Here is a 19106-nt window from a genome sequence, read left to right on the forward strand (position 1 = left end):
TCCTCAGTCATGCAACTGCCGATTCAAAATTCGCCCAGGCTACCCGGTAGTTCGACACACGATCAGCCAGGGTGAAGGGGGCAATAGCGGATAGTACGGGTAATACGGTGTACCCTCTGTCATTGACGAAGCCGTTCGCGCCCAGCAGCAGATAACCGCCATCCAGCTCTGGCTCGTTGGAGAAGGCAACTACTGTTTGCATCAGCGACTTGCCCAGCTCGCTGGCGCGGTTGGACTCGATGCCGGTGGGCTCATCGACCGAGCTGAGTTCTTCAAAAAGATCAGCAGCGCTATGCATCGGTTGTACTCTCACTTTTCTGACCAGCCTGCTCTTCGCCCTCAACAGTGGCTGCCCGAGCGTTCCACCACGTATTGAACACCAACCTCAAACCCAGCCACCAGGCATAAACGGACGCAGCCGATCTGCAAGCGGCATCATCCAACAGCCCGTGCGCCAGTTCGTTGCGCAGGTTGGGGCCAAATGGATCGCAAAACAGCGCCTTCAACTCAAACGCCATATCATCCCCGAAAACCTCCTCAGCTTCGGGCAGCGCCATAAGGGTGCTTAAGCCGTTTTCGTTTTCTATCCCTTCCTTGTCGAGCGTCGTTGTAGAGGCTCCGGCCTGTTTCAAATGAGTGCGAACCATATGTTCGACCTGGGGGATGAGCAGATGCAGTGCCGCCTCGAAATCGCCGTCATAGCCGGCGAAAAGCGCTTTGCCGAATAGCACGCCCCTGCCACTCGGCACGATGGGTGAGTGCTGCGCAAGTTCGATGAAATCAGCCTTGCGTATGCGATGCTCCAACCGCAAAGCCTCCAGTGCAGGCAGGATGGCACCTTGCACCGTGATACCAAGAAACATTGCGTAATCCCGAACCATCGCGGCCTGAATGGTTCGTTCGTCGTTTGTCGATAACTCGGTAGCCAGAAGATTCAGTGCAGGACGCTTGGCAATCACACGCCCATCGCGACTGAAGGTCGTGCTCTCAAATATCCATTGCAACGGAAACTGCCTCATCCGCTCGATCACAGTTTCTCGTAAAGCAGCAACTCGCTCCCCCGGATGAATATTGGCGAGCATATTGAGGGCATCGAGAGCTGGCTTACCGCTGACCAACTTACGTGACTGCTCGACGAACTCGGTAATGTCCATGCTGGGGCTACGAATCACCCCCATTTCATCGAGTACCTGCTCGCCTGCCTGGCTCTGCTGCCGTCGTAACTCTGCGATACGCTCATCCACTCGATAAGTCGGCCGCCATTTACCAGGGATGTCCCGATAAATCTGTATCGCTTTCTCATACAAGCTATTGGCGATCATGTTGGATGGCAGGGCATTGACCGACTGAAAAGCAGCTTCCCTAACATAGGTTTCGGCCTGGGCGACGGTCATTTCCGCATGTTTTTCCTGCTGCCCCAGCCAGCGGAACCAATGGGCGGACTCTTCGTAGAAAGCCCTGGCTCCAAATACATCCCCCTGATCATCAAGCGCACGCGCTATCGCCTCCAGTTTCTGCGCAATGCCGCCCCCATCAACGCGGGCCAACCGGTGATTGCGCAGCATCCTGGCCAGCTTAACCCCAAAGAATCCGTCCCCCTCAGTACTCGCTTTAAGCGCATCAACGACTCGCTGTTGTAGTGTTGCGAGACGGTCTCCGCCCCCCTTGCCCACCATTTGGGCCAGCACCACCCCACGCTCCCAGCACTCTTGGCTACCTCTGCTCCAAGTGTTAGGACTGAGCGGCAGAACGCGATAGGCATCAATAGCTGCAAGCGCGTGCTTAATGTCCCGGGGACTGCCCACCAGCCAAAGCAAATCAGCCAAGCGTGCTTTAAGCAGGGGATCGTCAACAAATTCCATCACTGAGCGAAAAAGCGACAAGTCCTCAGCAGTGAAATCCTCTGGCAGCGCTGAGCGACGATCTTGGAACACCGCAAAGGGCTTGAAGGGCTCGGTCAGACTATTTGGATGCAGCATCATCGAACAGGCATCCGCCAGCAGCCAAAGCACTTTGGCATGCTTCTGACGACCCGCCTCCATTGCCGAGCCCGCAGCTTTGGAGAAGGCGCTCCACAACGCTGAATAGCCGAAATCTTCCTCAGCTATCCCCTGTAGAACTTCTTTCCAGCCACAGCCTTGAACGTCCTCCAACGTCACCGGCAAATCTGCTGGATATCGTTGCTGAGTCATTCCTCATCCCTTCTTTCAAAATGCGCCCAGGCCACTCGGTAGTCGGCTTCGCGGTCGGCGAGGGTGAAGGGGGCGGTGTAGCGAATGATGCGGTTGATCGGGCCGCCGGGTTGGGTGTCGTCCAGCACCATGCGCTCGATGACGGTGCCGTCGGCGAGCTGGGGCTTGCCGTCCTTGGGCATTACGTCATCCCAGCCAAGGCGTTTGCTTTCACGGCGGCCGTCGGGGTGGACCAGGGTGCAGGGCTCGTCCCTCTTGCCAGGTTTGCGCGGCAGGCCGACGCCGACCAGGCTCTTGCTGGCGGTGAAGACGATGCGGCCGCTGGCGTCGTACCAAGTATCCCGCTCGTTCTGGCGCATAACCGGGAACTGCACACGGTAGATGGTCAGCAGTTCGTCCAGGGTCAGACCGAGGGCCTGGGCGGCGAGTACGTCGATTTCTACTAGGGCCTGACGGCGGGCGTAATCGCTGCGCAGGGCACAGTTACGCTGCCAGTGTGGGGTAAGCTGGGCGAAGAACTCCTGCTGTAGACGCGAGTCGTTGCTGGCCCAACTGTCCTGCTGGAACGTGGGCTGCCAGCAGGCACGCCAGAGATCGGCGTAGTAGGTAGTCAAACTGTTAAGCACTAATGCACGTGTAGTGAGCCTAGGATTGCTGTCGAGTGTGGGCAGTTTCTCCAAAAGGCCATACACATCAGCCCGCCCTGTTGTTTTAGCGAAGAAATCAGCAATCAGCGAAGAGAAAAAAGCTGTTGATGTGAGCAGCACATCCACACTGTACAAAGCAAGACTTTGGACAGTGTTGATGTGCGCGAAACCTGGTGGAGTCAAGCAACCAATTAAGGTTCTCTCACCTGAAATGGACAACATCCTGCGAGCTGTAAAACGGTAATACGCGGTAATCGGTCGAGGTTCAGTCCTCTCCTCCTCCACCCAACTCACACGCGGTACGCGGTGCGCATACTCGACAGCATCACAGACGGGTAGATAGTTGCTTCGTGGCAGGTAGTCGCCGGATAAGAGTTCAAGGTCGAGGTTGTCATAGGCTAGTGGTGTAGAACAAACCAACCTTGGGGATTTGCTGAGCGGATTGCCGACATAGAAATGCGGGCCGGACAAGATGAACTCAGCCGGATCGCCAACAAAACCCTGCTCGCTGATGCTGCGACGGTGAATAGTGCCGTCCTTCTGAGCTCCGGTTTCATGCCACATTTCCGAGGTAAAGTATTTACCCTGTAAGTCACCGAGACGGTGCGGAACGCGAGCAAGCTTCTCCAGCACGGAAACCAGCTCACGACTATGTACAGCAGGCAGGCGCGCTTGTACTGCAGGTGTACCGGGAGCGTCGTAGAGCTGCGCAAAGGTTCTTAGCTGATCGCTATTTACTTCAATAACCCTTGATCTGTGACCTGAAAAATTCCAGCCACCTAGCTCATGCTTGATACCTGGTGTCATGCCACCGCCAGGGTGTTCTAGACTTGCGCTCACTGTACTCGGCAAAAATACGTTCGCCATCGTAATGAAGTTAGGCTTCGCTTGCGTGCCAGCATATACATTGATGCTGAACGTAACCCAGTGCAGCACCTCCGAAAAAAGGTGCTGGACATTCACAAATTGGTAGTGCGCCCGCAAACGCGTATAGAGCATCTCACGCAGTGGGCCACCCTTGGGATCGTCATATACCCCTTCTGGGTGAAGTAGCGCCTGCACACCACTACCTACTTGCCACACTAGAGGCAGGAAGCATTTGTACAGATTGCTTTGCTGGCCCTTGAGCAACGGATAGTTCTGAATGGCATTGAGAAACTCCCCCATGCCCTCAGTCGCCACACACTCGACCAGATAGTCAGCCTTGGCCTGCGGCAACGCCGCAAATACCGCCTCACGTTGATCCGCCGTCTGTTTTGCGCTGAGTTTTCGAATGGCAAAGCGCGGGTCGAAGTCCGACAGCAGCGACTGCTCGTTCCACTCCACCTTGATCCACGGCGGGTTACCTAGGATCACATCGAAGCCGCCGCGGGCCTTGAACACATCGGCAAACTCCAGCGCCCAGTGCATAAAGTGCTGCTGGCCGGCGACCTGCTGGGCCACCTGCAGTTGCGGCAGGGCTTCGACCAGCGCGGCGATATCGACATGACCGTAGCGGTCGCGCTCGGGAGTGAAGTCCAGCCCCTGTTGCGGCTGAGTTTCCGGAAACAGGTCATCGGCTGGGGCACTGCTCAGGCTGGCATTGCCGAGCAGCACGGTTTCCAGCACAAACCACCAGTGTTCGCGGCTGGGCAATTCGCTGGCCTTGTCCAGCGGCCAGAACCACAGGGCGCACCAGGCATCCATCACCAGCTTGAGGCGACGGTAGGGGCTGGCGTTTTTCTGCGCCTCGCTGAGCATCTCGCGCTGGTAGATGGCGTCCTTCTGCGCGGTGCTGGTGGGCGCGTGGTTAGCCGCTGGGTCGGGCCAGACATGCAACTCGTCGCAGGTGGCCTTGCGTACCCGCGCCAGTTCCTCGGCGTGTTGCTGCCAGAGTTTTTCCGCCGCGAGGCTGAGGGCCTGTACGCGACGTACTTCATCCTTGCTCAGCGGGGCGGTAAAGGCCTTGCGCCATTGCTTGAACTGCTCGAAGGCGGCTGGCTCCAGCGCTTTGACCACTTTGTCACTGACCATGCCCATGCCTTCAGCGGGCAGCAGGAAGTGATAAATCTCGGTGGCCTGCGGCGCCTGCGTCAGCGGCAATGCCTTGGGCGCAGCAGCTCGCCAGTCGCGCTCGGGCAAACCGTTCTCGCCTTTACCGGGGGTGAGCTGGGCGGTGCTGAACACCTCGCGGCGCGCACCGACCAGCGAGTTGCCGTTGTACAGCTGCAGGCCAAACCAGGGCACATGACTGCCCTTGAAGATGGCGTTAAGCCAGAGCGAGACCTCGGCCAGCTCCACGGCAATGGGGTTGAGGTCCACACCGAAGACATTGCTGTCGGCGATGTACATCTTCACCCGCTGCTTTTCTTCGGTGTACTGCTCGTGCGGGATACTTTGACCCAGCTCTTTCTGCTTGGCCTGCAGGTAGGCTTCGGCCAGCTGGTTGACGGCCTCGTTCAAGAACGCCGCACTGCCCATGGCCGGCTCACAGATGGTGAGCTGAAGAATCTCATCCGCCGTTTTGCCAGGGAGGATTTCCTTTAGCGCATGCTCCACCAGGCACTGGGTGAGCACTTCCGGGGTGTAGTAGGAGGCGGACTTTTCCCGGGCACGACCGGCCAGGCGGTAGATAAAGGTACCTCTGGCGTATTTGCGCGGGTTGCCACCGAACAAGCGCTCAGCGTCGGTGTACTGACCGATGGCGCTGACCGGGACGAAATAGGCGGCTTCCAGCGGGTCGAGTTCGGCATCCTTCTTCTTGTCCGCGTCGGAGCTTTCTGGCTCGTCGCTGCTGTCGAGGTCGTCATCGCTGTCGGCGTCGTCCCCCTCCTCGCCCGTGCTGGCTTTTTTGCCTTTGGGGTCGGGGCGGACTTCGTAGAGGTCTTCCTCGGCAAAGAAGCCACGGAAGGACAGCAGGGATTCATACACCGCACCGAGCTGGTTGATGCCCAGCGTGCCGTAACTGATACGGCCCCGGCGACGCTTGCCACCACCGCGGGACAGCGACATCAGCTCGATCACCTGTTGCAGTACGCGGTTGCGCAGTTTGACGCTGCCCAGCAGCGGCGTGCGCGCCGGGTCGAAGAGATGGCCCTGCAGCGGGGCGATGGTAAAGCCGGTGTCGAGCAGCAGGTCGTGCCCTGCGGTGAAGTCCATCTGCCCGCTGTTGTCCGCGCGACGCGGGAAGCCCTGCCAGATCAGACCGAACAGCTGCTTGAGGCTTTCATGAAAGTAATAGCCCTCCTGCGCCTCGCTGGTGCTCAGCGGAGTCTGCTCCAGCTCGCGCAGGTGCTCGACGCTGTAGCCCTTGAGGTAGGCCTCGGCGTCGATGGGGGCATAACCCAGCTCGGGGCGCGCCTCAATGTAGAAGAGGAACAGCAGGCGGTACATGTAGCGCAGGCTTTCGCGGCTGAGCTGCTCGGCCAGGTCGGTGTCGTTGCGCTCGTAGACCTTTTCCTTGGCCACGGTGCGCTTGTACCAGATGGCCTCGTTGGCGATCAGCTCAATGCACTCGCGCAGCGCGTACTTGAGGTCAGTGGAGACCTCGAAGGCATGCTTGTGGGAGTTGTCGTCCAGGCTGTCGAGCAAGGCCACGCCGCCTTCGGCGGGCAGCACCGACTGGCTGCCGGCCAGTGCCGCCAGAGCACGCAGTAGCTTATCGTCACGCGGGCCGAACAGGTCGGGCAGCTTGAAGCTGAGCAGCGCCTTGCGCCCCCACTTGCTGCGCTCGATCAGCAACCATTCCTCGTGGTGCACCAGCAGCACCCAGCGCGGCGGGTGATCGTCGGCGAACAGACGGCGGCTGAGGGCTTCTTCCCAATCGCTGTCGGTCTGGCGACTTTTGCCGTTGCTGTCGGTCGCCTGCGGCTTGAGCTGCAGCGGCCCCAGTTCCTCGTCATCCACTCCGGCAATGGCGGCGGCGATCACCAGCAGCGGCTGGTGCTTGGCATCACGGTAGGTGGCCAGCACCGGCAGCTCGCCATCGGCCAAGGCGAGGTTTTCCGGCGCCAGCTGGTAGCCGATGGCCTGCAGCAGTGGCTGCACCAGATCGATAAACAGGCTGGCACGCTCGCTGGCCTTGCGCTCGGTGAGGAAGCGCTGGCGGGCGCGGAAGTAGCCGTTGGCACCGGAGGCCGTGCGCAAGCGGGCGATTGGGCTATCAGCGCCCTGCTCCTTCCACTGGTCGAACAAGGGCTTGAGGTCTTTTTCGAGGATCTCGTCCAGGTAGTGCTGGCTGTAGAACTCGTTGGCGTTGGTCAGGCCGGCAATGGCAAAACTCATGGGGTTTCCTTCCTTACGCCATCAGGGCCGCGACCACGGTGAACTGGGCGCGGTCGTCCAGTTGCAGGGTGTCGCGTATCCATTGCTGGTAGTTGTTGAACAGCTCGGCGGTGTCGCTTTCCTTCTGCTTGCGCTTGGCCGCGTTGACCTGCTCGATGCCCTTGGCGAAATCCAGCTCCAGCTGGGCAGTGTGTTTGTCCTGCAGGGTTTTCAGCTTGCTCAGCTCGCTGTCCAGACGTGCCCGGCAGTCGGCATCGAAGGCCTGCTTGATCGGCCTGATGTGCTGCTGGGCGGCCTGAATCACACCCGGCAGTGCCGCTTGCAGGGCGCGAGCATCCGGGGCGTTGCCATCGTTGGCGCGAATATTCGCACCGCTGCCGAGGTTGCCGGCGAGACCGGTGCGCTGCAGGACATCCTCCAGACTAAGCACGCCCTGTACCTGCCCGGCGGCATTGAGCTGCACGCCCATCCACTCGGCGAGCACCGCCTGGCCACGCCGGTTGGGCACCTGCGCCAGCACCAGTACGATGGCCTCACCGGAATGCAGACCCCGCGCCACGCGCAGCAACGGGGCGCGCTGACGACCGAACAGCGCCATCAGCTTGTAGTCGAGCCACTGGGCAATGGGGTGCAGCGCCCAGAGGTAGTGCAACTGCGGCCAGGCGTTAGTATCACGGGCCTGGCGGATGGCGGACTCGACCACAGTTTTGTCGGCACTCAGGGCGAAGGTGTTGTCCTCCGGCCACATCTCGCTGGCCAGATCGCGCTTGAGCAGCTGCGCTAGGTCACGACTGGGCTGGAGGCTCAGCGTCTTGTTGGCGTCGTCGTATTTGACCGGCGGATAGTCACGCGGCGATTGCTCGGCCAACAAGCGCAGCGCATCGCGCAGGTACTGGTAGCTGTTGCCGAACAGGCTGGTGAGTTCCTGCGTCTGCGCGCTTTGTGGTTGTGCGGTATAGACGGCGGGGGTTTCCGCTGCGCCGGCACTGGCCCAGAGCGCCTCGAACGGATCAACATCATCACCCGCCAGCAGCGCCTCGAAGGCTTCCAAGGTGGCGTTGCCCTCGATCGCCTTGGCCACCTCAAGCTCTTCCAGTTCCTCGTCGTACAAGCCCATAAAGGCCGAAGGGTCGCCGATGTTCTTGGCGGCCTGCTCGTCCTTATCGATGAGGATTTCCAGGTAACGCAGGTCACCGCGAATGCGCTCGTGGCGCGGTTCGGTGAGCAGGTAGGCGATCTTCGGTGCGCGGGTCTGGCCGTAGCGGTCGACCCGGCCATTGCGCTGCTGGAACACCATGAGCGACCAGGAAATATCGAAGTGGATCAGGCGGTGCGCCTGGTAGTGCAGGTTGAGACCTTCGGAGGCAACGTCCGAGGCGATCAGCAAACGCAGTGGTGAGTGGGTCTTGCCGAAGTCCTCAACGGTTTGCTGGATCTCCTGATCCGGCAACTGGCCGTGGAGGATGGCAACTGCTTCGTCCTTCAGCCCCAGCGCCTTGGGCAGTTCCTGCTGGAGGAATTTAAGGGTCTCGACCCGCTCGGTGAAAATCACCAGGCGGTCACTAGGGTCGCGGCTGTCCCAGCGCCAGTGCTGGCCATTGCGCAATTGCTCGATCAGATGCTGGAACTTGCTGAACTGCTGCGGGCCGATGGCTTGCACCAGGCCTTGCAGGTCACGCAGGCCATCGAGGTCCGGATGCTGCGGGTCTTTGTTCTCCAGCTTGCGGATGCGTTCCCTGAGGGTCTGCAGGCAGGCTGCCGGTGAGGAAAACAGGGCCTTTTCCAGCACGGTACGGAACAGCATGGCGCCGTCACGGGCACCTGAGCCTTCACTGTTCAGCTTCAGCTCGGCCAGAGCATCGAAAGCCAGGTTTTCCGCGGGGCTGGCATCGGCGGCAAGACGGAAGACCTCGCGCTCGGGGAAGTCCTGTTTCATCTGCTCGCGCACGTCTTTTTTGAAGCGGCGGATGAACAGGTGCTCGACATCGTCGCGGGTGTAGTCCGCGCCGGATGGCAGCACCGTAGGGTCAAGCATGCGCATCAGGCTGGCAAAGCTGTCCTTCTTACCGTTGTGCGGAGTAGCGGTAAGGAGGATAAGAGCATCAGAGCGCAGTGAGAGCAGTTCGGCCAGGCGGTTGCTCTGGGTGCGGTTGCCCTTGTAGGAGACGTTGTGGGCTTCGTCGATGATGATCAGATCCCACCAGGCCTTTTCCAGGTAGTGGCGGTACTCGCTGTCGCGCTTGAGCGTATCGACCGAGATGATGGTGCGGTCGTAGTAGTTGAACGGGTTGTGGTTGGCCGGAATATCGCGACGAATGCGCTGGATACCGGCCGAGTCCAGCCGGGTAAGCGGGATGGTAAAGCGGTTCCAGAACTCCTGCTGGAACTGGCGCATCATGCTTTTGGTGGTGACCACCAGAATGCGCCGGGCCTTGCCGCGACGCATTAGCTCGGTCGTGAGGATTCCGGCCTCAAGGGTTTTACCCAGACCCACGGTATCGGCAATCAACAGACGCGGGCGCAGTTGTTCGAGAACCCGTTGCGCCGGTTGGAGCTGAAACGGCAGCGCATCCATCACGGCGTGCTGACCGATCACCACGGCATCATTCTGCAGCGCCGACTGCCGCAGGCGCGCCTCGATAAACAGGCGCGAGGCAGTAAAGGTGGGCGACTCGTCGTAGATCAGCTCGGTCTTGGCCGGGTCGATCAGGGTGATGTCTTCCAGCTCGGTGAGGAACAACGCATGGCGATTGCGTACAGTTTCCGACACACCGATACAGGAGAGCTGCCAGCCCCCGAGGCTACACTGATCGGAGTTCTGGATGATCCACTCTTCATCGCGGATCAGCGCACGGGCGCCAGGCGCCGGGGCTTGGGTCAATTGCATGGCGTACCTTGTCTGAATTTCGTTATGCGGCAACTATGCCTAGGGCTGCCGCCAGATCATGCCTAGCCGACAAGCCAAATTTCGCGGGGATGGGGAGGAAGGCGAGACCTGATCATTGCTCATCCCTGATAGCCCTTTGGTGGCCTCTTACAGAGGCCATCACCTTAGCTAGACGCTCCCCCTCGGTAAAGCATGCCATCGTTAACTTTTCCTTTGCCAACAAAGACTTTCAGCGGCTCGCCTGGCCAGGGCAATTCAATCTCCCCTCTGCATCATTCCATTTACTTCTCGATATAGCGCTCACTGAAATCCACCCTCGTAGCTTTCTCAGCCAAAACAGGAACCTCCATAACCAACTTATCGAGCTTCAACTGGCTCAGACCAAAGGCAACGGAAAGGCGGTCATAATCAGCTCTGTGTAATCCAGGGGCCACTAATCCTCGCGGTTTCTGTAACGGTTTCGGAGTAACGCCAAACCAACTGAATCCTCGCGCAGAATGTAGGTCGCTCTTCAGCTTGGCGTAAAAGCCCGAACGACTACCGCCACCACAGAGAAACATGGGCATACCAGCCATCTGTTGCCTGTCGAGTAGCCTCTCATTCGCCACGTGAACGTAGGTGTCCTGGACAACCTGGCGACTCACCAGCGCATAAAAAAATTGATCGAGACTTCGACCTTTGAACTGGACATCAACCCCACTGAAGTACCCATCTACCCTATCGGGAAGGGCCTCCTCGGCATCAGTCAAGTGACTGATGGCATGCACGGCCTGTCGCAGGTCCGGCCTATCCGGAAGCTTTTGCGCCAGCGCCGACTGCAGCCAATCCATACGCTTCTTGTGAAAATTCATCACTCCATAGGGCTCAACCGTGGTTCTAAAAATGACCAAGCTGTCTTTGCGCTGCCCCCTCTTGCGCTCGACACGAAACACAGAGGCATCCAGTGTTCCCGCACCTACATCAACCATTAGATAGATATTGCTGGCGTGAGGGTCGTAGGCACCTGAACTGACGAAGCCATAAATTTGCGCAGCAATTTCTGGCTCCACCCTTACTTCAATGTCTTCGCTGTCACACTCAGCCTCGGCACCACCGCACAAGGCTTCTGCTCGTTTTAGTGCTAGGCCTATCGTCTCTGGCGTCAACTGCCTCTCGGTCGAGGCGATCCAGGCCGCAGTGCTTACCAGTTGGTAAAGTCTTACAGTTTTTTCGTCACGGCGACTTGCAACTGGTAGCCCAATAGCAAGATCCCAGACGATGGCTCCTGAGTAGGTTTCTCCGTGAGTGCTCAGCAACCAGCCTCTGATCATCCTCAGCGCCAGAGCAAGAAACCCAACGACAGGCATTTGAGCTTGCAACGACTCGGCGTTAGCTAACAAAGCAAGCTTAAGATCCTGATAGGCCTGGCCCTGCTCCTCCAGGCTGTATCCGTTTTCGCCCAGATAAACCCTACACGGCAGCAGGTAGCCCTCAATGCCCTGGATATCTCTGAACGGAACTGCGTATGTAATCTGCCTCTCCCCGTCACTGATGACGGCCTTGAGCGTCGAGCTGCCAAAGTCCAGCCCCAGGCACAAAAACTTTTCGTCTGTGCTTTTTTTCAACTGAGTCTCATACCCTTCCAGCGGCCACTCCATGAGAGGGGCGGATTGACCATGTTGGAGCGTATGCCAAGTAACGCAGGCCCCAGCAGTGGCGGTAATCAAGTAGTCTGGATCACTGCGCAGACTCTCAGTAGAGCCCCCCTTACCCCCCTCAGACCCGCATGATTGAGCCACAGCCTTGCTGGTAGCTCCCTTGGCTACCGGCTCCGGGCTTGACCAACGCGTGATGCAGGTTCCATTGGCCGTCACCGTAACCTTCTTTCCGCTTAGCGCTGAAGTCGGCTTTGCAGCCTGTTTGTCTTTGACTTCCTTTCTTTTATTCCTGGGTCGCGCCTTTCGTTCCTGATTGGCATCTGGTCGAGTAACTTTCTTCTTTCGCTGATCCAGCACCGGAACAGCCTTTTTCTTAGGGGTCTCCGGTAAAGGCACACCGGCTTTCTCAAAAGCTTCCTTGAGTATTCCTGCGAGCTTCATGTGACCTCCCTATCAACCGATCTTGATGACTCCAGCTGTAACGAAGTGGTTCTCAGCCTCAAGCTTTTGTTTGAGGCGCAACTCCGCCTCGCGCTGTTCTCGCCGCTTCAATGCGGCATCACGCTTACCCTTTTCAGCCGGGATCATGCGCTCTTTGCCAGACTGCCGAAGAGCAACCATACGCTCATTGATACGCTTGACCTCCAAATCACAGCGGTCGCGAATCAGCTTGATCAATAGATTGACGCGGTCGTTGTTCTCATCCCGCATTGCCTGCCTGACATCGCTAAACTGGTCAGCAATCTGGCTGCGGCACTCTTCGTAGGCATCTACTACCGAATTTGGCACCAGTAGATTTTTTGCTGCCGGCCAGTCCTCCCCTACTAACGCGGCGAGATTCACTAGCTGCTCGGCGCGCTCTGCTTCCAGTCCATTCTCGCTATCAAGCGCCTTGGCGGCATAGACCAGTCGCTCATTCGTCTGTGCGCCACTAAAGCTCCAACGCGAAACGACGAAGGCGTAAATACCAGGTTCAATACCTTCCGATGCCAAGCACGACAGCTGGACAGCGCTGATGGGATAACGCTGGTTGGCTTGATCCTGGCTACCGAGCTGACTGGTAACGAAGCGCACCAATGGATGATCTTGAGCCACACGTTCAAAACGCGAAGAAGGTGCACGATGGCAGTTCTCGAACAGTACCGGAAGCGCCCTGGCATCAAGCAACTGCGTCTGCCCTTGCAGTCCCTTATCCTGAATAAACTGACTGAGTTGCACCCGCAGATCCATCGACAATTCGACGTTGTACAGCTCCAGTTCATCATCTACAGGGATGAAGCGAGTACCCGGGTAGCTGTCCAGAATGAAATCCGTCACATAGGCATGTAAATCATCGGAACGCACGTAACGCCCCAGCTGCTCAGCCGCACGCACCTTGTTCATGATGAAGTCGCCATGAGCAACCAAATTTGGAGCCGCGGCCTCCAGCCGCTCCTGCCGAAGCTTGGTTTCGGCAAGGGCCTGCAGATTCTGTTCGATACGTTGCGTTTCTTCCTCAGGACTGAGCTGATGACTGAAAAGCTCCTTGGTCATCTTTTTGATGACGCGCCCAATGATGGACTCCATGCTACCGAGCGCCTGACGGAAGATGTCCAGACGCATCAGCAGACGATCATAGATGCGCTCATCAATGGTGTTGGCATACATCAGGTTCCAGATCAGGATCTTCTCAGACTGCTGACCCAACCGATCAACCCGACCAATCCGTTGTTCGATCTTCATAGGATTCCAAGGCAGGTCGTAGTTCACCAACAGAGACGAGAACTGCAGGTCTACTCCCTCCGAACCGACCTCGGACGACAACAGAACCTGGGGCCCTGAGTCGGCTTTGAAAGCTCGCAGTATTTCGTCTTTATCATCCCCTCCTTGAAGTACGACGCAAGAGATGCCGTCCTCGTTCAGCCGTTCACGCAGGTAGGCAAGAGTTTGCCGGAAGAACGAGAAGAGCACGGCTTTCTTCCCGGGAAATTGCGCACGATATTTGCGCAGATGATCCCGTAGCAACCGATACTTGCTGTCATGCAGCTTCAGTTGCTCGTAGTCGCCAACTGATTGAGATATCTCAACTAGCTGCTCGATCAGGCTGCCGAGGACCGGGGGCTCGTCGATCTCATCATCACTCTCGTCCTCTGACAGTTCGTACATCGCTTCGTCGAGCCCAGCCATACGCCCACGACTTAGCTTTTCCTGCCAAGCACGACAAGCGGCGGGCATGCAGCTGGCCATCTGGCGCTGGGGTGTTGTCAGGATGAAGCCCGTCAAGAGGCCGTTCTCTTGACAGTACTCACGCACTCGTTGAGTCACCTGATCGTAGAAAGCTTGCTCCACCTCGTTGAGAGGAGCGCGGAAATCCAAGGGAACGCGAATGACCCGATTTTCTTGCACTTCGCGTTTAAGCGTTCGCGTAACAACTTTGCTCAGCGGGTGTACCCGATCGAGTCGATCAGCAACCTCGGAGCGGCTATTAGGTGCTTTGAGCTCTTCGTCTGAGGGTGGCTGATTGAGCATGGACGCAAGCTGCGCACTTTCATCCAAGAACTGGTTGTCCATCGCTTGACGTATGGCCGCACAGAACTCATCACGATTAACCCGACCGGCCAATACCGCATCACGCAATTGCACGATAGGACGCGTGACGGCCATGCTCAGGTCAAACAGGTACTCGTGCGGAAAGGCCGACTCATCAAGCAACTTCAACAAATTGAACAAATCAGTGTCTGCTAGCTGGATAGGTGTAGCGGAAAGCAGAACAAGATTTTCAACAAGAGGCCTGAGCAGGTGACCCAGAAGATTGGTCTTTGTACCCGTGTTGCGCAGGTAGTGAGCCTCATCTATCACTAGCAGATGCAGCAACGGATCACCAGCTGGGTCGGTATCCTCCAGGAAGCGAGCCAGCTTGGCCGCACCCTGCTTATTGTTTAAGGCGTCGTAATCGCTTGGTGGACGCAGCCCTTGCATGCTGGCGATCAATGCAAACTCCTGCCTAGGCCTGCCTCTAATGCTTTCGAGACGCTCACGCAGCTCTTCGGCATTGACCAATTCGGCCTTGATGCCAAACCGGTTTAATAACTCTTCACGCCACTTGTTGCGCAGCACCGCAGGACAGATAACCAGTAGCCGCCGCGCATCGAATCGAGCTCTTAGCTCTGTCCAGATCAACCCCGCCTCAATTGTTTTTCCCAGACCAACCTCGTCGGCAATGAGAATGCCGTTGCTGGGTGAGTCCAAGAACTGCAGTACAGGCTTAAACTGATGCGGGTAGAAGTCCGTATTGGTGGTCTTCAAGCTGTAAATGAGGTTCGCCAGCTTGCCACTCAATCGATGGTGAGTAATGGCTGTACGCAGATTTTTTGCTAGGGAATAACGGCCTGCGTTGAAGCAGGCAGTGGGACTGTTACTCTCATGTAGGATAGGATCCAGAGCACTTGGCGGGAAATGATCCTCCGTGCCATCCAGAAGGAAAACTTGAAGGCGAAGACGCCGCCCACTTCCTTCAGTTCCAACCCCGATAATGCCCATTCGCGCCGGATTATCCCTCAGCCGCACCTTTGTGCCCGGCTTAAGCTCATTCATATTCCCTTTCTCCGCAGCACGTGTGCTCGCAACCTCTGCGACAAGCGCTAATAACTCTGATTTTTCTTACCGCGCCTGATTGGCAGGCATGAAACAAACAACATCAATTAGCCACTACCAGCATCCTGCCTAATCAGCCAGGAATTGTCATCTTCCACGGTTTAAGCTGCTTGGTGCTGCGGCCGACGTCTGTGGTGGTGAGCACCAGGCTTGCTGACGCAGAAGTCAGGGTTTCTGTGCCCAACGGTAACCACCGCGCCATCTACTACAACTACATAAGCGTTCTGGGCTTTCTCGGCCAACTGCCGCTCAGCCGAGGAGAGCTTGAGCAACAGCCGCTTAAAGCGCGCTCGGTCGAAGAAGTACACCTGCGCCCCACGATTCCAGGTATGGCATCCAAAATCGAGAAGCCACTGGACCTGCTGCTGCCGGATACCGCGCTGACTGCATCGCTGTATAGCATGTGTGGTGTACTCCATTGCCCTTTTCCTCTGCGCTGTGATAACCCATCCTGTTTGAGTTAGGCATCCCTGCCAGTGGCTCCATCCAGCCCATCCAGTGGGCATAGCTGCAGGATATGTCGCCCAACTGGACGCACCAATAATGGGCTTTCATACAGGTCAAGTATTTAGGCAGGTTGACAGCTCCTAGGGATGCCTCCGATCAAAAAAACGGGGCAGACCTCCGGGGAACCCGTCCGGATTGATGACGCGTTCGGTTCAACCCGGTAGAGGTGGTGAGTTTCTTCAGCTTTCGAATAAAGGAATTGTCGTTGCGTGGTCAGCGTCTGGCCAACACCTCTCCGATTCCTCCAGCTAGTGGCATGGCGTCCACCTGTTTTTGGTGGACACCATTTCAAGCCTCTTGTGGAGGATCTCCTGTGCCAGGCCAACGACGCTCCTATCCCAAATCCTTCAAGGCCCAGGTCGTCGATGAGTATCCTCTCGCCCCGAGTCTGCCGGCCACCCCGAGTGCGGCCGACATGGCCATCCAGATCGCCATTTCCCATCGGGCCGGCAAACTGTCGGTGCAGTGGCCGGGCAACGACCCTGAGGCTGCGCCCGCTTCCTGCGCGAGCTGCTGAAGTGATCCGCATCGAGCGCATCTGGCTCGCCACCGAGCCGCTGGACATGCGCGCCGGCACTGACACTGCGTTGACCTGGGTGGTTCAAGTGTTCGGTGCGGCGCAGCCGCACTGTGCCTAACTGTTCACCAACAAGCGCGCCAACCAGATGAAGCAGATGTTGTCAAAGGGTTGAGGGTACCGAAGTCCATTATGCAGCAGATTGGATCCGCGACAGAGTAAAACAGCTCACCGCAATCAAACGGCCCAATGGTGAAACTTCGCCCCTATGCGCAAGCAAGGATATCTTGGCCACAATGTACAAAAGGGGCTTCAGCTTTTTACGACGGCTTCGCCGGAGTCCTCTGTTGGGGTATCGACTTCGACTGGGGCGCCGGATCACTGGAAGATGGCTGTTGGTATGCCGGGGCTGGGGCAGAGGGCGAAGAGGGAGCTAGCGATGTAACCGCAGTCGGAGCGGTATAAACGAATGCGAAAATTGCAATCCCCAACGCCGCGGCACCGAGCATTGTCAAGCCTTGGCAACTGACCCTGTAGAAGAATCCCTCAGCTTGTTCAATGGGGTCACCCACCATTTTTTTGAATTCAGCCTCGGAGAGGAAGCGATATAACTTCGGTTGCCAGTCATGGCGCAGCTTTCGCTGAATGTTTATGAACTTCCGACCCGACATCACATTGAGCGTCGTATACCCAAATGCAACTGCCATTACGAGCGAAATGAGGTATGGGTTAATCTGCAATGTTAGCCGCGCGACGATCAAGCCCATGCCCACAGTCAGCGCCGTAGAGATCGCCGTGATCGCCTGGCGGGTAGCCTCCGTCGCCTTCGAGGTTTCCTCGGTAACAGCCTTGCGAAGGTCTCCCAAGGATTTGAGGGTGTCCTTGGTGATCTCTGAAACCGACATCTGATAAGCAATTTTCGCGCAATCCAACGCAGCAGAAAGATTCTCCTTGAAGTACTGCTGTACCTCTCCATCTGCCCTACCAGACCGGGCAATCTCAGCAGAAAGCAAAATATGCTTAACCTCGGCTTCCCGTGCATTCTCGAACACCCAAACTGCGGCGTCCTGGACGACCTCGAAGTCTTTCAGAGCCATCTGTGTGTCGCCTTCAACCGCTTCTTTGATCGTCAGATTCAGCTTGGGCGGCCCTTTGAAACTGAGATTGCTCCCGGTAGTGTCGATCTCGTTCGCAAAACACCGACTCAAAGCATCGATGGCATACATTGCCCAAACCATGTGCAAAGAATCATCACCATCCAGGCCATGCCCTTCTGCGAGCAACCAATGGCGCACATCCTCTGGCACAGTCCGGACATTAGCCGACTCCTTCACCAGAAGCCGGGGTGATTTAGTCCGCGGAGACTCGACGAAAGCCTCTCCTTCACCCCAATCGCTAAACGACCTTGCACGAGTGTTGAAGGGCTTGGTCAGGCCGAGCACATGCCAAAGCTGCGCAGGATGTCCCTTGTCGAGAAAGCCCTTGAAACCCTCCTCTGTCGCCACATACAAGACCTCAGCCTGAACATGCGCCCCCAAAAGAGGCTTCTCCAGCTCAGCACGAAACGGCCCGAAGTCTTCGTCACCGTCTTCGACTTCAGTTTCGATACCCGCGCTATCAAAGATCGTGAACGACCAGGTAGCAGCGGAGGCTGCCTGAGCAATTGCCCGGGCGGCTTCCGCTTGTAGGTCAGATACGATGAGGGTTGTCTTTCCCTCAGTAATCAGCGCCTGACGCTTCCGTGACAAGTCGTTAAGAAGGCAGGCCAGTCTTTGGTGTGACAACGCTGTCCTCCGTGACCCTATCTGTATCTACGATGATTTGCTTCTTATCCCCCTTCAGATCTACCACCGTCACATTGGGGTTCTCTGCCCTGTCGGGAAACAAGATTGTGACGCCTTCGGTCGTGACGATCTTGCGCATGTATGGCTGCCGAAGGATCCGCCGATCGGGCTTGAAGCTGAGCTCGTGTAGCTTGCTTTTCCTGACACGGCTGCGCGTCTCACGCTCCAGACGATTGGCTACTTTCTCATCTTCAGGATGCCCAGCAGCCAGCATCACTGCCTCAACAATCGCCTCTTCATCGATCCGTCTACGGGTTCCGAGATTGGCCTGGGCTTTCTTCAGCGCTTTGGCCACATCCTGGCCTGGCAGATGAGCTATGCAACTCTGGAGCGCCGCTTTGAGTACCTTGCGGGTGATCTCGCTCAGCTCCGTGTCAGAGACCGCCCTGCTCACAGCCAGGAAGTCAGCGAAGTAGTCCGTGAGGTCTACGCCCTGTTTCGTCCGATCAGTAGCCGAAATGTTCTGGTCTGCAACACCGCCGACCACACGGACGAGTGCAGTTTTCTGAATGGCCCTCTTTTCATCCACCAAGGCATTCACGATACGGCGCAGCTTCTTCCCAGGAGCTCCGTCGTTCTGTTCCAAGGCCAGCTTGTAGTCGTATTTGATCAGGCTATAGATCTTCACATCGGGGTCTTTGACCGCTAGTTCGAACATCAACAGAACCCCATCAGCACTGCCGACCACGTGTTGCCGGTTGAAGCTGGCGGCCAGGCTCTGTGCACCATCAACAAACGATGTGTCTCCGGCTGCAATAGCTTCAATTTCTTTCCGGGTCGTAGACACAGCTTTAAACATGAAGACCGGCGCAGCAGCCATGTCCACAATTTTACCGATAAAGAATGCCTCCTCCTCCAAAGCCCGCTCCGGCATGGCCTCAAAGTGCTTGGTACCCACCACGTGCAGGATCATCCGGGTGATCTTGAGTGAATCTGTCTCTTCGTCCGAAAAAAAGCTCATGCGATCTCCATATAGGCA

Annotated in this window: 10 protein-coding genes; 2 read left to right on the forward strand and 8 right to left on the reverse strand. The window is 57.3% G+C overall.

Going from position 1 to position 19106, the window contains the following annotated elements; all coding sequences use genetic code 11:
* Nucleotides 1-7: 7 nt before the first annotated feature.
* The 6 genes from N5J71_RS16120 to N5J71_RS16145 form a co-directional block, all read right to left on the reverse strand.
* Nucleotides 8-298, reverse strand: coding sequence for a hypothetical protein (locus tag N5J71_RS16120; protein ID WP_121391682.1), 291 nt, complete (start codon nucleotides 296-298; stop codon nucleotides 8-10).
* Nucleotides 291-2192 carry a DUF4209 domain-containing protein gene (locus N5J71_RS16125; RefSeq protein WP_121391679.1) on the reverse strand — a complete coding sequence of 634 codons (1902 nt, stop codon included), beginning with the start codon at nucleotides 2190-2192 and terminating at the stop codon, nucleotides 291-293. Before N5J71_RS16125 ends, N5J71_RS16120 begins: the two co-directional genes overlap by 8 nt.
* Nucleotides 2189-7102: an Eco57I restriction-modification methylase domain-containing protein gene (locus N5J71_RS16130; protein WP_279917220.1), complete on the reverse strand. Its 4914-nt coding sequence runs from the start codon at nucleotides 7100-7102 to the stop codon at nucleotides 2189-2191. The genes N5J71_RS16125 and N5J71_RS16130 overlap by 4 nt, the downstream gene beginning before the upstream one ends.
* Before the next feature lie 13 nt (nucleotides 7103-7115).
* Entirely contained in the window at nucleotides 7116-9989 is a 2874-nt protein-coding gene (locus tag N5J71_RS16135; RefSeq protein ID WP_279917221.1) for a DEAD/DEAH box helicase, read from the reverse strand.
* A 281-nt stretch (nucleotides 9990-10270) separates the two neighbouring features.
* A complete protein-coding gene (locus N5J71_RS16140; RefSeq protein WP_279649089.1) occupies nucleotides 10271-12067 on the reverse strand; it encodes a hypothetical protein in 1797 nt (598 codons plus the stop codon).
* A gap of 12 nt (nucleotides 12068-12079) precedes the next feature.
* Nucleotides 12080-15199 (reverse strand): helicase-related protein, encoded by a 3120-nt coding sequence (locus N5J71_RS16145; protein ID WP_279917222.1) that lies wholly within the window; start codon nucleotides 15197-15199, stop codon nucleotides 12080-12082.
* A 170-nt stretch (nucleotides 15200-15369) separates the two neighbouring features.
* On the opposite strand from N5J71_RS16145, the gene N5J71_RS16150 reads away from it, so the two are divergent.
* On the forward strand, nucleotides 15370-15723 hold the full coding sequence (locus N5J71_RS16150) for a hypothetical protein (protein WP_279917223.1): 354 nt from the start codon (nucleotides 15370-15372) through the stop codon (nucleotides 15721-15723).
* Between the two features lie 356 nt (nucleotides 15724-16079).
* Nucleotides 16080-16283 (forward strand): hypothetical protein, encoded by a 204-nt coding sequence (locus N5J71_RS16155; RefSeq protein ID WP_102833536.1) that lies wholly within the window; start codon nucleotides 16080-16082, stop codon nucleotides 16281-16283.
* Nucleotides 16284-16603: 320 nt separating this feature from the next.
* Here the strand turns inward: N5J71_RS16155 and N5J71_RS16160 are convergent, their stop codons facing one another.
* Both N5J71_RS16160 and N5J71_RS16165 read right to left on the reverse strand, forming a co-directional pair.
* On the reverse strand, nucleotides 16604-18067 hold the full coding sequence (locus N5J71_RS16160; protein ID WP_102833537.1) for a hypothetical protein: 1464 nt from the start codon (nucleotides 18065-18067) through the stop codon (nucleotides 16604-16606).
* Nucleotides 18036-19088, reverse strand: a complete 1053-nt coding sequence (locus N5J71_RS16165) for a hypothetical protein (RefSeq protein WP_004350171.1) — start codon at nucleotides 19086-19088, stop codon at nucleotides 18036-18038. Before N5J71_RS16165 ends, N5J71_RS16160 begins: the two co-directional genes overlap by 32 nt.
* Nucleotides 19089-19106 lie beyond the last annotated feature (18 nt).

Source organism: Ectopseudomonas oleovorans, assembly GCF_029845265.1.
GTDB classification, from domain to species: domain Bacteria; phylum Pseudomonadota; class Gammaproteobacteria; order Pseudomonadales; family Pseudomonadaceae; genus Aquipseudomonas; species Aquipseudomonas oleovorans.

Excerpts from the sequence above, each read along its gene's own strand:
- N5J71_RS16120 (WP_121391682.1), bottom strand. The coding sequence starts at position 298 with ATGCATAGCGCTGCTGATCTTTTTGAAGAACTCAGCTCGGTCGATGAG.
- N5J71_RS16125 (WP_121391679.1), bottom strand. The coding sequence starts at position 2,192 with ATGACTCAGCAACGATATCCAGCAGATTTGCCGGTGACGTTGGAGGAC.
- N5J71_RS16130 (WP_279917220.1), bottom strand. The coding sequence starts at position 7,102 with ATGAGTTTTGCCATTGCCGGCCTGACCAACGCCAACGAGTTCTACAGC.
- N5J71_RS16135 (WP_279917221.1), bottom strand. The coding sequence starts at position 9,989 with ATGCAATTGACCCAAGCCCCGGCGCCTGGCGCCCGTGCGCTGATCCGC.
- N5J71_RS16140 (WP_279649089.1), bottom strand. The coding sequence starts at position 12,067 with ATGAAGCTCGCAGGAATACTCAAGGAAGCTTTTGAGAAAGCCGGTGTG.
- N5J71_RS16145 (WP_279917222.1), bottom strand. The coding sequence starts at position 15,199 with ATGAATGAGCTTAAGCCGGGCACAAAGGTGCGGCTGAGGGATAATCCG.
- N5J71_RS16165 (WP_004350171.1), bottom strand. The coding sequence starts at position 19,088 with ATGAGCTTTTTTTCGGACGAAGAGACAGATTCACTCAAGATCACCCGG.